Below are 15,034 nucleotides of genomic sequence, written 5' to 3'. Positions count from 1 at the left end.
CTTACCCCTTACTCGCCGCCCGGAAGCCATTTTCCAGGTCGGCAATCAAATCTTCGCTATCTTCAATACCTGTCGAGATGCGCAACAGCGTCTCGGAAATGCCGGCTGCGGCGCGCGCTTCTGGCGCCATGCCCGCGTGCGTCATGGTCGCCGCGTGGGAAATCAAACTCTCGACGCCGCCAAGCGACTCCGCCAGCGTAAACAGCGATAATCCCCCCAGGAAACGGCGCAGCGTCTGCTCGTCGCCGTCCAGCTCAAAACTCAGCATCGCGCCGAACCCCTTTTGCTGGCGCGCGGCAATCTCATGCCCCGCGTTATCCGGCAGAGAGGGATGATACAGCTTTTTCACCAGCGGCTGGGTCTTCAGGAAGTCGACAATCGCCTGGGCGTTACGCTGCGCCACCTCCATGCGCGGGCTTAGCGTGCGCAGGCCGCGCAGCAGCAGGTAGCTGTCGAACGCGCTGCCGGTGACGCCGATATTATTGGCCCACCATGCCAGTTCGGTGACGGTGTCCGGATCCTTTGCAATGACCACCCCTGCCACGACATCGGAGTGGCCGTTGAGGTATTTGGTGCAGGAATGGAGCACCAGATCCGCCCCCAGCGCCAGCGGGTTTTGCAGCGCCGGGCTCAGGAAGGTGTTATCCACCACGCTTATGGCTCCAGCTTCGCGAGAAAGTTCGCAGATTTTCGCAATATCCACCACGCGCAGGAGCGGGTTGCTCGGGCTTTCCACCAGCACCAGCTTCGGTTTTTCCGCCAGCGCGGCGTTTAACGCCGCCTCATCGCCCTGATCGACGAATTTAACGCGATAGCAGCCGCGTTTCGCCAGGCTGTCGAACAGACGGTAGCTGCCGCCGTAGCAGTCGTGCGGCGCCACCAGCAGATCGCCAGGCTTAAGGAAGACGGTAGTGACCAGATGTATGGCCGACATGCCGGTATTGGTCAACACCGCGCCCGCGCCCCCCTCCAGCTCCGCCAGCGCGCGCTGCACAACGTCACGCGTCGGGTTGCCGCGACGGGAGTAATCGTGAGCGCGGGGCTCGTTGAAGCCGGTGAAATTATAGGTGCTGGAGAGATGAATGGGCGGGACAACGCAGCCGTACTGCTCGTCGTCGTTTAATCCGCTGCGAACTGCGATGGTGGCCTGTTTACGCGTCATGGTGAGTCGTTTCCTGGCTTATCGGATAAAAGTCAGGCCACAGAGTAAACACTGAGGCAATAGACGTCAATACATCTGGACATCTAAACTTCTTTGCGTATAGATTGAGCAAAAGCGTAATAACCGTTAAAATTGGGGTTTTAGAGCAGTGCAGCAGCGCGAGCGCCGTCATCACGGTATATTCTACGCTGTACACTAAAAGACGTTATGGTTAAGACCGTGAGATTCGTCAGGTTTTGACCCTGGACCAATGACTGAGAGGATTAAAGGTATCTCATGGCTGAATGGAGCGGCGAATATATCAGCCCCTACGCTGAGCACGGCAAGAAGAGTGAACAAGTTAAAAAAATTACGGTTTCCATTCCTCTGAAAGTGTTAAAAATCCTCACCGATGAACGCACGCGTCGTCAGGTGAACAACCTGCGTCACGCCACTAACAGTGAACTGCTGTGCGAAGCGTTCCTGCACGCGTTTACCGGCCAGCCCCTGCCGAACGATGAAGACCTGCGTAAAGACCGCAGCGACGAGATCCCGGAAGAGGCGAAGGTTATCATGCGTGAGCTGGGCATCGACCCGGATACCTGGGAATACTGATTCGCAGAAACAAAAAAGGCGCCTTTCGGCGCCTTTTCTTTGGGTAGCTTATTTGCTGCCCGGGATGCTGAAGCGTTTGTTGAAACGCTCAACACGACCACCGGTATCAACAACACGCTGCTTACCAGTGAAGAACGGGTGGCATTTGCCGCACACGTCCAGGTTCAGGTCGTGACCCACGGTAGAGCGGGTTTTGATAACATTACCGCAAGAGCAAGTTGCAGTAATTTCTACATAATTCGGGTGAATACCTTTTTTCATGGGAAAACCTCGGTTAAGGCCGCGTCGCTCTTCCGGCCCTGACGCCAGACACCACGCGATGTTGATAGTAAGGTTTGATGGCGGAACTGCACATCAAAGGCGGCGAATCATACAGAAAATAACCGCCCAATGCAAACCTGTCCGCAATCTTCCGCGCCGGCGGCGCTGGGCAGCCCAGCAGAGAGTGCGCCATTTTACGGACACACAGTGTACACTATGGCGTCGTATTTATCAGCCGGATGATTTTCATGCCTGTTGCTCATGTTGCCTTGCCCGTTCCTTTAGCCCGCACTTTTGACTACCTGCTGCCTGACGAGATGACGGCGGCCGCAGGCTGCCGCGTGCGCGTGCCTTTTGGCAAGCAGCAGCGCGTCGGCATTGTGGTCTCCGTTAGCGAGCAGAGCGAACTGCCGCGTGATGAGCTAAAAAGCGTGGTGGAAACGCTCGACGCAGAGACGCTCTTTCCGCCCGCGCTGTGGCGGATACTGCTGTGGGCGGCGGATTATTATCATCACCCGCTTGGCGACGTGCTGTTTCACGCCCTGCCGGTGCTGTTGCGCCAGGGCAAACCCGCAAGCCCCGCGCCTTTATGGTACTGGTTCGCCACCGACGAAGGGCGCAGCGTCGACCTGCAAAGCCTTAAGCGCGCGCCGAAGCAGCAGCAGGCGCTGGCCGCGCTGCGCCAGCGCAATATCTGGCGCCATGAAGTCAATGAGCTCGGCTTTACCGACGCCGCTTTCCAGGCGCTGCGGGAAAAGGCGCTAAGCGATTTGCGCAGCGAATCGCCTGCCGTTACCGACTGGCGCGGCGCGTTTCACGTTTCCGGCGAGCGTTTGCGGCTTAATACCGAACAGGCTACTGCGGTAGGCGCCATTCACAGCGCGGCGGACAGCTTTTCCGCCTGGCTGCTGGCGGGCGTAACCGGCTCCGGCAAAACGGAGGTCTACCTCAGCGTGCTGGAGAATGTGCTTGCCCAGGGCCGCCAGGCGCTGGTGCTGGTGCCGGAAATCGGCCTGACGCCGCAGACCATCGCCCGCTTTCGCGAACGCTTTAACGCGCCGGTGGAAGTTTTACACTCCGGGCTTAACGACAGCGAGCGGCTGAGCGCCTGGCTTAAGGCGAAAAGCGGCGAAGCGGCCATCGTTATCGGCACCCGCTCCGCGCTCTTCACACCATTTAAAAATCTGGGCGTCATCGTTATCGACGAGGAGCACGACAGCTCCTACAAGCAGCAGGAAGGGTTCCGCTACCACGCCCGGGATCTCGCGGTTTATCGCGCCCATACCGAGCAGATCCCCATTATCCTTGGCTCCGCCACGCCTGCGCTGGAAACGCTGCACAACGTGCGCCAGCGTAAATACCGCATGCTGAAGCTAACCCGTCGCGCCGGCAACGCGCGTCCGGCTCTGCAGCACGTACTGGACTTAAAAGGCCAGCCGCTGCAGGCGGGGCTTGCGCCCGCGCTTATCGCCAGCATGCGCCAGCATTTGCAGGCCAATAACCAGGTCATCCTGTTTCTTAACCGCCGCGGCTTCGCCCCTGCGCTGCTGTGCCATGACTGCGGCTGGATTGCCGAGTGCCCGCGCTGCGACCATTACTACACCCTGCATCAGGCGACGCATCAGTTGCGCTGCCATCACTGCGACAGCCAGCGTCCGGTGCCGCGCCAGTGCCCGCAGTGCGGCTCCACGCATACCGTGCCGGTAGGACTGGGCACAGAGCAGCTGGAGCAGACGCTGGCACCGCTTTTCCCCGACGTGCCGATCTCCCGCATCGACCGCGACACCACCAGCCGCAAGGGGGCGCTGGAGCAATACCTCGCAGAAGTGCATCGCGGCGGCGCGCGTATTCTTATCGGCACCCAGATGCTGGCGAAGGGGCATCACTTTCCTGACGTCACGCTGGTGGCGCTGCTGGATGTCGACGGCGCGCTGTTTTCCGCCGATTTCCGCTCCGCCGAACGTTTTGCGCAGCTTTATACCCAGGTGGCGGGCCGCGCCGGCCGCGCCGGCAAACAGGGCGAAGTGATCCTACAGACTCACCACCCGGAGCATCCTTTATTACAGACGCTCTTAAGCCAGGGGTATGACGCCTTCGCCGACCAGGCGCTGGCTGAGCGCGTCGGCGTTTCACTGCCGCCGTTCAGCAGCCATGTGCTGATTCGCGCTGAAGATCATAACAACCAGGAAGCGCCGCAGTTCCTGCATCAGATGCATAACCTGCTGCGCTCCAGCCCGCTGGCGGACGACCATTTATGGATCCTCGGCCCGGTGCCCGCCCTGCAACCCAAACGCGGCGGCCGCTACCGCTGGCAACTGCTTTTACAGCATCCCTCCCGGCAACATTTGCAGCGCCTACTTGGCAACAGCCTGGCGCTCGTCAACACCCTGCCCGCCGCGCGTAAAGTGAAGTGGGTGCTGGATGTGGACCCGATCGAAAGTTAACCAACCCGGCGATTTCTGCGAAACATATCGAAAAAAATAAAATCTCCATCACATTACTGATGTAATTTTTGTAAGTCGGTGCTTTAAATAGCTGATATGAATGTGATGTAGGTCAGATACAGGATGTATCTGCGTCCGCCGTGGCGCAGGTGAGGAGAAGAAGTTGAAGCCCAAGAAGCAGGTTGCCGCCGCAACCATGAAAGATGTCGCCGCCAAAGCTCGCGTTTCGACGGCCACGGTATCGCGCGCCTTAATGAACCCGGAAAAGGTATCGCAGACCACCCGCCACCGCGTTGAACAGGCGGCTATTGAAGTGGGTTACCTGCCCAACTCGCTCAGCCGCAGCCTCAAGCGCAACGAATCCCGCACTATCCTCGTTATCGTGCCGGATATTTGCGACCCTTTTTTCAGCGAAATTATTCGCGGCATTGAAGTCACGGCGGCGGAGCAAGGCTATCTGGTATTGATTGGCGACTGCGCCCACCAGAACCAGCAGGAAAAGACATTCATCGACCTGATTATCACCAAGCAAATCGACGGCATGCTGCTGCTCGGCTCCCGCCTGCCTTTCGACGCCAGCAAAGAGGAGCAGCGCAACCTGCCGCCGATGGTGATGGCGAATGAATTCGCGCCGGAGCTGGAACTGCCGACGGTGCATATTGATAACCTCACCGCCGCTTTTAACGCGGTCAATTACCTGCATGAGCTGGGCCACGAGCGCATCGCCTGCATCGCCGGGCCGGAAGAGATGCCGCTGTGCCATTATCGCCTGCAGGGATATGTACAGGCGCTGCGCCGCTGCGGCATTACCGTCGACCCGCACTATATCGCCCGGGGCGATTTTACCTACGAGGCGGGCGCCAACGCGCTTTCTCAACTGCTCGACCTGCCTAAGCCTCCCACCGCCGTTTTTTGTCACAGCGACGTGATGGCCCTTGGGGCGCTCTCGCTCGCCAAACGCCGCGGCTATAAGGTGCCGGACGATATCTCGCTGATAGGCTTCGATAATATTTCGCTTTCCGCCTTCTGCGACCCGCCGCTGACCACCGTCGCGCAGCCGCGTTTTGATATCGGCCGCGAAGCGATGCTGCTGCTGCTCGATCAACTTCACGGGCAGACGGTCAACAGCGGTTCGCGCCTGCTTGATTGCGAGCTGGTGGTCCGCGGCTCAAGCAGCGCGCCGAAGCCGCGAAAATAAGCGGCTTTAAGACGCCCCCGACTGGTCAAAGGGCCGCCCCTTAAGTAACATGGCGGGCTGATAACGAACGAATACAGCGAAACGATAGTGGCACAAAGAGATTATGTACGCCGCGGACAGCCGGCTCCCGCGCGGCGCAAAAAGAGTCCTACCCGCAAAAAGCAACGTAACCTGCCTGCTGTTTCCCCGGCTATGGTCGCCATCGCGGCCGCTGTGGTGGTCGCTTTTATCGGCGCCCTGTACTTTATTACCCATCACAAGAAAGAAGAGGCGGAGACGCTGCCGGGCCATAAAGTGGCGGGCAACGGGCTACCGCCAAAGCCGGAAGAGCGCTGGCGCTATATTAAAGAGCTGGAAAGCCGCCAGCCTGGCGTTGTGAAACCCACCGAGCCTACGGCAGGCGGGGAAATCATGAACCAGGAGCAACTGACCAACGAGCAGCGCCAGTTGCTTGATCAGATGCAGGCGGATATGCGTCAGCAGCCGACGCAACTGAGCGAAGTGCCGTGGAACGAGCAGACGCCGGAGCAGCGCCAGCAAACGCTGCAGCGCCAGCGGCTTATTCAGCAGCAACAGCTGAACGCGGCGGCGCAGCAGCAGCGTAACCCGCAGCGTGTCGCAGAGCAGCAGCCATACCAGCCGCAGCAGACTCGTCAGACGCAGACGTATCAGCAGCAAACGCGTCAGGCGCAGAGCTATCAGCAACAGCCTGTGCGCACCGAGGCGTATCAGCAGCCGCAGGTGAAAAACGCGCAGCCGGCTCGCAGCAACGCGCAACAGCAGCCTTATCAGGATCTGCTGCAAACGCCGCCGCATAACACCGCGACGCGTACGCAGCCGAAAACCGAGCAGAGCGCGCCGGTCACCCGCGAGACGGAAACGGCGAAACAGCCTGCCGCGAAAAAAGACGAGCGCCGCTGGATGGTGCAGTGCGGCTCGTTTAAAGGCGCGGAACAGGCTGAAACCGTACGCGCGCAGCTGGCCTTCGAGGGCTTTGATTCACGCATTACCGCCAACAACGGCTGGAACCGCGTGGTTATCGGCCCGATGAAAGGCAAAGAAAACGCCGACGGCACCCTCACCCGCCTGAAGCTTGCGGGCCATTCAAACTGCATTCGTCTCGCCGCCGGGGGTTGAAAGCCCCGAAACGCCCCCCATCTATAATTGCATTCTGCCCCGTACACCGTGCGGGGCCCTTCTTTAGCCTATGCAATAAGGGGATTGCTCGTGACAACAATAGTAAGTGTGCGCCGCAACGGCCAGGTCGTGATTGGTGGCGACGGACAGGCCACCCTGGGCAATACCGTGATGAAAGGCAACGTGAAAAAAGTACGTCGCCTGTATAACGACAAAGTTATCGCCGGTTTTGCAGGCGGCACCGCAGACGCCTTCACGCTGTTTGAACTGTTTGAACGCAAGCTGGAAATGCACCAGGGCCATCTGGTCAAAGCCGCCGTTGAGCTGGCGAAAGACTGGCGCACCGATCGCATGCTGCGCCGCCTCGAGGCGCTGCTGGCGGTGGCGGATGAAAACGCCTCGCTTATCATCACCGGCAACGGCGACGTGGTGCAGCCGGAAAACGACCTGATCGCCATCGGTTCCGGCGGGCCTTACGCGCAGGCCGCGGCGCGCGCGCTGCTGGAAAACACCGAGCTTGGCGCTCGTGAAATCGTAGAGAAGTCGCTGGGGATTGCGGGTGATATCTGCATCTACACCAACCACTTCCTCACCATCGAAGAATTACCTTCTAAAGCGTAAGGATCTCCCATGTCTGAAATGACTCCTCGCGAAATTGTCAGCGAACTCGACAAACACATTATCGGCCAGGACGCGGCGAAGCGTTCTGTCGCTATCGCGCTGCGTAACCGCTGGCGCCGTATGCAGCTTAACGAAGAGCTGCGCCATGAAGTGACGCCGAAAAACATTCTGATGATTGGCCCGACCGGCGTCGGTAAAACCGAAATCGCCCGTCGTCTGGCGAAGCTCGCCAACGCGCCGTTTATTAAAGTGGAAGCGACCAAGTTCACCGAAGTGGGCTACGTAGGTAAAGAAGTGGATTCTATCATCCGCGATCTGACCGATTCCGCTATTAAAATGGTGCGCATGCAGTCCATCGAGAAAAACCGCTATCGCGCTGAAGAGCTGGCCGAAGAGCGTATTCTTGACGTGCTGATCCCGCCGGCGAAGAACAACTGGGGCCAGCCGGAGCAGGCGCAGGAGCCCTCCACCGCCCGTCAGGCGTTCCGCAAAAAACTGCGCGAAGGCGAGCTCGACGACAAAGAGATTGAAATCAATCTCGCCGCCGCGCCGATGGGCGTGGAGATTATGGCGCCTCCTGGCATGGAAGAGATGACCAGCCAGCTGCAGTCGATGTTCCAGAACTTGGGCGGCCAGAAGCAGAAACCGCGCAAGCTGAAAATCAAAGACGCCATGAAGCTGCTGGTGGAAGAAGAAGCGGCGAAGCTGGTTAACCCGGAAGAGCTGAAAGAACAGGCTATCGAAGCGGTTGAGCAGCACGGCATCGTCTTTATCGACGAGATCGACAAAATCTGTAAGCGCGGCAACGTTTCCGGCCCGGATGTCTCCCGCGAAGGCGTGCAGCGCGACCTGCTGCCGCTGGTGGAAGGTTGCACCGTCTCCACCAAGCACGGTATGGTGAAAACCGACCACATCCTGTTTATCGCCTCCGGCGCGTTCCAGGTGGCAAGCCCGTCTGACCTTATTCCGGAACTGCAGGGCCGCTTGCCTATCCGCGTAGAGCTGCAGGCGCTGACTACCGAAGACTTTGAGCGCATCCTGACTGAGCCGAACGCGTCGGTCACCATGCAGTACAAAGCGCTGATGGCGACCGAAGGGGTGAACATCGACTTTACTGACGATGGCATTCGCCGTATCGCCCAGGCCGCATGGCAGGTGAACGAAACCACCGAAAACATCGGCGCGCGTCGTCTGCACACCGTGCTGGAGCGCCTGATGGAAGATATCTCTTACGACGCCAGCGACCTCGGCGGCCAGAGCATTACCATTGATGCGCAATACGTAAGCAAACATCTGGATGAGCTGGTGGCAGATGAAGATCTGAGCCGTTTTATCCTATAATCGCGCGCAACGCATTTTCATCACAGTTGATGGGGGCAATGCCCCCATTTTTTATTGTTGGCGCACTCATGACTGAAACCGTTTCTTTAAGCCGTACCCAGGCCTGGCTGGAAAGCCTGCGCCCCCGTACGCTGCCTCTCGCTTTCGCCTCGATTGTGGTCGGCACGGCGCTTGCCTACTGGCAAGGCATGTTCGATCCCCTCGTCGCTCTGCTGGCGCTGCTCACCGCCGGGCTTTTACAAATTCTCTCGAACCTCGCCAATGATTATGGCGACGCGGTAAAAGGCAGCGACAAGCCGGACCGCATCGGCCCGTTGCGGGGCATGCAAAAAGGGGTGATCACCGCGGCGCAGATGAAGCGGGCGCTGGTCGTCACCGTTATCCTGATTTGCCTTTCCGGGCTTGCGCTGGTGCGTGTCGCCTGCCATACCATGACGGACTTTGTCGGCTTTCTGGCGCTTGGCGCGCTCTCTATCATCGCCGCCATTACCTATACCGTTGGCAACCGCCCTTACGGCTATATGGGGCTTGGCGATCTCTCGGTGCTTATTTTCTTTGGCTGGCTGAGCGTTATCGGCAGCTGGTATTTACAGGCGCACACGCTGATCGGGGCGATTTTCCTGCCCGCCACCGCCAGCGGCCTGCTGGCTGCCGCCGTGTTGAACATTAATAACCTGCGCGATATCGATAGCGACCGCCTGAACGGTAAAAACACGCTGGCGGTGCGTCTGGGGCCGGTGATGGCGCGTCGCTATCACGTTGCGCTGCTGATGGGCTCGCTGCTCTGCCTTGCGGTTTTTAACCTGCTGTGGCTGCAAAGCGCCTGGGGCTGGCTGTTTATTCTCGCCGCCCCTTTGTTGCTTAAACAGGCGCGCTATGTCTTAAGCGAGCGGGAACCCGTTGCGATGCGCCCGATGCTTGAGCGCACGGTAAAAGGCGCGCTGCTGGTTAACCTGTTGTTTGCACTTGGCGTTGTGCTCAGCCGCGTGCCTTTTTAGCTGACAAATATCAATTAACAATTGATGATTTTGCCAACAATGCGCGTTAAGCGATATACTGAAAACTCTTGCAGCAACTAAGCGTTAAGCCAATGAAATACGATACTTCTGAGCTTTGTGATATCTACCAGGAAGAGGTCAACGTCGTTGAGCCGCTTTTTACTAACTTTGGCGGCCGCTCTTCGTTTGGCGGACAAATCATCACGGTAAAATGTTTCGAGGACAACGGGTTGCTGTATGAGCTGCTCGAGGAGAACGGCCGCGGCCGCGTGCTGCTGGTCGACGGCGGCGGCTCGGTACGCCGCGCGCTGGTCGACGCCGACCTTGCGCGCCTTGCGGTGCAGAACGAATGGGAAGGCCTGGTGGTCTATGGCGCGGTGCGCCAGGTGGACGATCTCGAAGAGCTCGATCTCGGCATCCAGGCTATCGCCGCCATTCCGGTGGGCGCGGCAGGGGAAGGCATCGGTGAAAGCGACGTGCGCGTGAACTTCGGCGGCGTAACCTTTTTCTCCGGCGATCATCTCTACGCCGACAATACGGGCATAATCCTCTCCGAAGATCCGCTGGATATCGAATAACAAAAACGGGCGCTTTAAGCGCCCGTTTTTGTTTGGTCAAAGCGTAAAATCACACTTCTTCCATTTTGCCCAGCAGCGCCTGCAGACGCTCCTGCCATACGTGTTGCTGTTCGCGCAGCTGATGGTTCTCACGCTCCAGCTCTTCGCGGCTACCCTGCGCGTTTTGTACTTCCTGCGCCAGGCTGTTGTTCTTTTCTTTCAGCTCTTCGATTTCCATCTGCAAAAGCGTGATGGTATCAACCGCCTGCTGTACTTTTGCTTCCAGTTTCTCAAACACTTCAAATGACATCGTCATACCTCTCCTGAATTGCAAGGCGTTGATGGATGGCTATCCTCGTCCCGGTTGCCGGCGACGCCTTATGTTACGTGCGAAAACGCTAGTCCCGATTGTATGAAGCGTGACAGCCAGTGTCCAGCGGCATCCCGCGCTGTTTGCGGATTGCCACACTTTTCAGCCTATGCTGAATGCCCTTTGCAAGCGTTGCAGGTAATTATTAACATTTCTCTCACCCATTTCGCGCATTTATGGTGCCAGCGCAATTTATCCTTTTCTTAAATAGCGCGAAAACGCTCATTTTCTTGACGCATCACACACATTTCGATTTCGTTATTTCTCGTTTTTGCTCGTTAACGATAAATTAACACTGTGTCTACACGACATACCGGACAGTTTTACCGTCCGGCTAACAATAACATTCACTTTGCCTTCAGGACCCCGATTATGAGTCAAACATCAACCTTAAAAGGACAGTGCATCGCAGAGTTCCTCGGTACCGGGTTGTTGATTTTCTTCGGTGTAGGATGTGTGGCTGCGCTGAAAGTGGCAGGCGCCAGTTTCGGCCAGTGGGAAATCAGTATCATCTGGGGTTTGGGGGTGGCGATGGCCATCTATCTGACCGCAGGCGTGTCTGGTGCGCATCTGAATCCGGCGGTAACCATAGCGCTGTGGCTGTTCGCCTGCTTTGACGGGCGCAAAGTTGTACCTTTTATCTTTTCTCAGTTTGCCGGCGCTTTTTGCGCAGCGGCGTTAGTTTACGGGCTTTATTACAATCTTTTTTACGACTACGAACAGACACACCATATGGTGCGCGGCAGTGTGGAAAGCCTCGACCTGGCCGGTATTTTTTCTACTTACCCGAATCCGCATATCAATTTTATGCAGGCCTTCGCAGTGGAAATGATTATCACAGCTATCCTGATGGGCGTGATCCTGGCGTTAACCGACGACGGCAACGGCATTCCGCGCGGTCCGCTGGCGCCTTTGCTGATTGGTCTGCTGATTGCGGTCATCGGCGCCTCCATGGGGCCGCTCACCGGCTTCGCCATGAACCCGGCGCGCGACTTAGGGCCGAAAGCCTTCGCCTGGCTTGCGGGCTGGGGTAATGTCGCCTTTACCGGCGGGCGTGAAATCCCCTACTTCCTGGTGCCCGCGCTGGGTCCGGTGGTCGGGGCGGCGCTTGGCGCATTCGGCTATCGCAAATTGATTGGCCGCCATTTACCGTGTGATGCTTGCGTGGATGACGCTGAAGAGCAGTCCGCCGCCGCACAACAGAAAGCTTCGCTGTAACAGATTGACGGGACACCACTATGACTACAGAAAAAAAGTATATCGTCGCGCTCGACCAGGGTACGACCAGCTCACGCGCCGTAGTACTGGATCATAACGCGAATATCGTCAGCGTCTCGCAGCGCGAGTTTACGCAAATCTACCCGAAAGCAGGCTGGGTAGAGCATGACCCAATGGAAATCTGGGCTTCGCAAAGCTCCACGCTGGTGGAAGCGCTGGCGAAAGCGGACATCAGCTCCGATCAGATCGCCGCCATCGGCATTACCAACCAGCGCGAAACGGCGGTGGTGTGGGAACGTGAAACCGGCAAGCCGATTCATAACGCTATCGTCTGGCAGTGCCGCCGCACGTCGGAGATTTGCGAGCAGCTTAAGCGCGACGGCATGGAAGAGTACGTGCGTGAGGCTACCGGCCTGGTTATCGACCCTTATTTCTCCGGCACCAAAGTGAAATGGATTCTGGACCATGTGGAAGGCGCGCGCGAACGCGCCCATCGCGGCGAACTGCTGTTCGGCACCGTTGACACCTGGCTTATCTGGAAAATGACCCAGGGACGCGTGCACGTAACCGACTACACCAACGCTTCCCGCACCATGCTGTTCAATATTCACGATCTCGACTGGGACGACAAAATGCTGGACGCGCTGGATATCCCGCGCGCGATGCTGCCCCAGGTGCGTAAATCGTCCGAGGTCTACGGCCAGACCAACATCGGCGGTAAAGGCGGCACCCGTATTCCTATCGCCGGCATCGCGGGCGACCAGCAGGCGGCGCTGTTCGGCCAGCTGTGCGTGAAGGAAGGGATGGCGAAAAACACCTACGGCACCGGCTGCTTCATGCTGATGAACACTGGCGATAAAGCGGTAAAGTCGACCCATGGTCTGCTTACCACCATCGCCTGCGGCCCGCGCGGCGAAGTGAACTACGCGCTGGAAGGCGCCGTGTTTATGGCGGGCGCGTCCATTCAGTGGCTGCGCGACGAGATGAAGCTTATCAGCGACGCTTTCGATTCCGAATATTTCGCCACCAAAGTGAAGGATACCAACGGCGTTTACGTCGTTCCGGCCTTTACCGGCCTCGGCGCGCCGTACTGGGACCCGTATGCCCGCGGCGCCATTTTCGGCCTGACGCGCGGCGTGAATTCCAACCACATCATCCGCGCTACGCTTGAGTCTATCGCTTTCCAGACCCGCGACGTGCTGGAAGCGATGCAGGCGGATTCCGGCATGCGCCTGCATGCGCTGCGTGTGGACGGCGGCGCGGTAGCCAACAACTTCCTGATGCAGTTCCAGGCCGATATCCTCGGCACGCGCGTGGAGCGTCCGGAAGTGCGCGAAGTCACCGCGCTTGGCGCCGCCTATCTCGCGGGCCTCGCAGTAGGCTACTGGCAGAACCTGGATGAGCTTCAGGAAAAAGCGGTCATCGAGCGCGAATTCCGTCCGGGCATCGAAACCGTGGAGCGCAACTACCGCTACGACGGCTGGAAAAAAGCGGTCAAACGCGCCATGGCGTGGGAAGAGCGCGAAGAGTAATCCCTCCCCTTTCTCCCGCCTGCGGGCGGGAGAGTTTCCCCCGTTTTAACGTTCTTGCCGCCAGATAGTGTATCCTTTGCATCAGAACTCCCCTTTTTGATGGTCAGCAGTGAATGAAAGAGATCGAAAAAGCAGAAATTAAACGTCTGAGCGACCGGCTCGACGCCATCCGCCACCAGCAGGCCGCCACGCCGCTGACGGAAGCCGCAGATAAATACATGGAGCTGGAAAAAGAGAAAGAGACGCTTGAGGCGGAAATCGCTCGTCTGCACGACGTACGCAACCAGAAGCTCAGCAAAGAGGCGCAGAAGCTGATGGCGATGCCGTTTAAGCGCGCCATTACCAAAAAAGAGCAGGCCGATATGGGCAAGCTGAAGAAAAGCGTGCGTGGGCTGGTGGTGGTGCATCCGATGACCGCGCTGGGCCGCGAGATGGGTTTAAAAGAGATGACGGGCTTTGCGAAAAGCGAGTTTTAATCGTCTTTATCGAGCGGGCCGCACCGGTCCGCTATCTTTTATCACAGGCGGTGAAAGTAAAGTATCGAGCGCATTCACCGGAAAAAAGAGCCTCTTACGTTCATCGGTGGTTTGTACCGGAATAAATCCAAGTTTCTGATAAAACGCCGCGGCTTGCTCATCTTTCGCCTCTACAAACAGGGCATAGACGCCCACTGTACGGGCTACTTCATAAACTCGCCTGGCCGCATCAGCTACCAGCATAGAACCCAGCCCCTTTCCGGCAAACCGTTTATCTATCGCCAGTCTTCCTAATAAGATACAGGGCGCATTAGCGTAAGGGATTTGCCGCCGCATGTTGCCAAAAAAAGCTTTTTCAAAAGAAGCGCCGGATAAAGTGTAATAACCGGCAATAGCAGGCTCCGGTTCATTTGTAAGGAGCACCCATGCACGCAGCACATTACGCTGCTGCTGAAGGGCAAGGCGGTCGCGTAAAAAAACATCCAGTTCACGACAGCCGCAATCAAAAGAAGCCATTGCCCATCCCTGCTCAGGCGCGAAGGGAAAAACGCCTTTTTTCAGCTTCATTCCCAGATTTCATCTTCATCAAGCCGCTTAAAAGCACGCTGGAGTGGCTCGTTTGGCGCGGGTGGGTTATCCAGCGCAGCCATTACGGCAAGCCACCCTTGCTCGGTTAATTTGATGCGGCTGTGCTCTTCAAGAAGCAACTGCGCGCGCTTACAGGCGGAATCAACAATAAATTGAGACACGCTCACTTTCTCCAGGCTGGCGGCGGCTTCAATACTCGCTTTGTCGTCAGAAGAAAGACGGCATTCAAGACGCTCTTTTTTAGATTGCGAGGCCATGATAATCCTCCTTGCGGGCGATGCCTTTAACTGTACGGTAAAGTCCCGTACAGCGAGAATAACCCCGGATTGTTGCATTTTCAAACAGCCTCCCTTAAATGCAGATTCACGTTTTTCAGAATGCATGTTATCTGCGCTTTCCAGTAAGCAAACCACTTCGCTCCGTTTTTACGAGCAAGCTTCCAGAGAATCGCGTTATACAGACTAAGCCGAAGCGGCAAGCGCGTAATTGGTCCAACCAATCTCAACCAAAATTTCCCTGACTCTCACAGAACCCCAA

16 protein-coding genes are annotated in these 15,034 nt (G+C 57.6%); 11 read left to right on the top strand and 5 right to left on the bottom strand.

Translation table 11 applies throughout. The annotated features are described in order from the left end of the window. Position 1: 1 nt before the first annotated feature. Positions 2-1,162: a cystathionine gamma-synthase gene (metB, locus tag ACU4F7_RS00555; protein ID WP_024560423.1), complete on the bottom strand. Its 1,161-nt coding sequence runs from the start codon at positions 1,160-1,162 to the stop codon at positions 2-4. Positions 1,163-1,438: 276 nt separating this feature from the next. Here metB and metJ point away from each other — a divergent pair, with 276 nt between their 5' ends. Beyond that, positions 1,439-1,756, top strand: a complete 318-nt coding sequence (gene metJ / locus ACU4F7_RS00550) for a met regulon transcriptional regulator MetJ (protein ID WP_024556735.1) — start codon at positions 1,439-1,441, stop codon at positions 1,754-1,756. Positions 1,757-1,804: 48 nt separating this feature from the next. On the opposite strand, the gene rpmE is transcribed toward metJ, so the two are convergent. Continuing rightward, the gene (gene rpmE / locus ACU4F7_RS00545; RefSeq protein WP_024553817.1) at positions 1,805-2,017 is read right to left on the bottom strand and encodes a 50S ribosomal protein L31; all 213 of its coding nucleotides are present in this window, start codon (positions 2,015-2,017) and stop codon (positions 1,805-1,807) included. 248 nt (positions 2,018-2,265) lie between these two features. On the opposite strand from rpmE, the gene priA reads away from it, so the two are divergent. From priA to rraA, 7 genes are all read left to right on the top strand, one after another. Next, positions 2,266-4,461 carry a primosomal protein N' gene (gene priA / locus ACU4F7_RS00540; RefSeq protein ID WP_024560424.1) on the top strand — a complete coding sequence of 732 codons (2,196 nt, stop codon included), beginning with the start codon at positions 2,266-2,268 and terminating at the stop codon, positions 4,459-4,461. A 163-nt stretch (positions 4,462-4,624) separates the two neighbouring features. Further along, the gene (cytR, locus tag ACU4F7_RS00535) at positions 4,625-5,659 is read left to right on the top strand and encodes a DNA-binding transcriptional regulator CytR (RefSeq protein WP_029590146.1); all 1,035 of its coding nucleotides are present in this window, start codon (positions 4,625-4,627) and stop codon (positions 5,657-5,659) included. Positions 5,660-5,746: 87 nt separating this feature from the next. Further along, a complete protein-coding gene (gene ftsN, locus ACU4F7_RS00530) occupies positions 5,747-6,796 on the top strand; it encodes a cell division protein FtsN (RefSeq protein ID WP_481637820.1) in 1,050 nt (349 codons plus the stop codon). 90 nt (positions 6,797-6,886) lie between these two features. Then, positions 6,887-7,417 (top strand): ATP-dependent protease subunit HslV, encoded by a 531-nt coding sequence (hslV, locus tag ACU4F7_RS00525; RefSeq protein ID WP_024553821.1) that lies wholly within the window; start codon positions 6,887-6,889, stop codon positions 7,415-7,417. A 9-nt stretch (positions 7,418-7,426) separates the two neighbouring features. Next, positions 7,427-8,758 (top strand): HslU--HslV peptidase ATPase subunit, encoded by a 1,332-nt coding sequence (gene hslU / locus ACU4F7_RS00520; protein WP_029590144.1) that lies wholly within the window; start codon positions 7,427-7,429, stop codon positions 8,756-8,758. 68 nt (positions 8,759-8,826) lie between these two features. After that, complete coding sequence (gene menA / locus ACU4F7_RS00515; protein ID WP_481637819.1) at positions 8,827-9,756, top strand: 1,4-dihydroxy-2-naphthoate polyprenyltransferase; 930 nt, start codon at positions 8,827-8,829, stop codon at positions 9,754-9,756. 92 nt (positions 9,757-9,848) lie between these two features. Continuing rightward, positions 9,849-10,334 (top strand): ribonuclease E activity regulator RraA, encoded by a 486-nt coding sequence (rraA, locus tag ACU4F7_RS00510; protein ID WP_024556741.1) that lies wholly within the window; start codon positions 9,849-9,851, stop codon positions 10,332-10,334. A 49-nt stretch (positions 10,335-10,383) separates the two neighbouring features. On the opposite strand, the gene zapB is transcribed toward rraA, so the two are convergent. Continuing rightward, positions 10,384-10,629, bottom strand: coding sequence for a septal ring assembly protein ZapB (gene zapB, locus ACU4F7_RS00505; RefSeq protein ID WP_110877497.1), 246 nt, complete (start codon positions 10,627-10,629; stop codon positions 10,384-10,386). Positions 10,630-11,055: 426 nt separating this feature from the next. Here zapB and ACU4F7_RS00500 point away from each other — a divergent pair, with 426 nt between their 5' ends. The 3 genes from ACU4F7_RS00500 to ACU4F7_RS00490 all read left to right on the top strand — a co-directional run bounded on the left by ACU4F7_RS00500 (position 11,056) and on the right by ACU4F7_RS00490 (position 13,909). Then, on the top strand, positions 11,056-11,901 hold the full coding sequence (locus ACU4F7_RS00500; RefSeq protein ID WP_481637818.1) for an MIP/aquaporin family protein: 846 nt from the start codon (positions 11,056-11,058) through the stop codon (positions 11,899-11,901). A 20-nt stretch (positions 11,902-11,921) separates the two neighbouring features. Further along, positions 11,922-13,433, top strand: coding sequence for a glycerol kinase GlpK (gene glpK / locus ACU4F7_RS00495; RefSeq protein WP_024556743.1), 1,512 nt, complete (start codon positions 11,922-11,924; stop codon positions 13,431-13,433). A 113-nt stretch (positions 13,434-13,546) separates the two neighbouring features. Then, positions 13,547-13,909 (top strand): YibL family ribosome-associated protein, encoded by a 363-nt coding sequence (locus tag ACU4F7_RS00490; RefSeq protein WP_024556744.1) that lies wholly within the window; start codon positions 13,547-13,549, stop codon positions 13,907-13,909. Between the two features lie 6 nt (positions 13,910-13,915). On the opposite strand, the gene ACU4F7_RS00485 is transcribed toward ACU4F7_RS00490, so the two are convergent. Beyond that, a complete protein-coding gene (locus ACU4F7_RS00485) occupies positions 13,916-14,476 on the bottom strand; it encodes a GNAT family N-acetyltransferase (RefSeq protein ID WP_029590136.1) in 561 nt (186 codons plus the stop codon). After that, positions 14,473-14,880, bottom strand: coding sequence for a type II toxin-antitoxin system TacA family antitoxin (locus ACU4F7_RS00480; RefSeq protein WP_321164447.1), 408 nt, complete (start codon positions 14,878-14,880; stop codon positions 14,473-14,475). Before ACU4F7_RS00480 ends, ACU4F7_RS00485 begins: the two co-directional genes overlap by 4 nt. Positions 14,881-15,034 lie beyond the last annotated feature (154 nt).

It is taken from the genome of Franconibacter pulveris, assembly GCF_056780215.1.
Note: the sequence above shows the minus strand (reverse complement) of the source record. Positions and strands in the feature narration are given on the sequence as shown.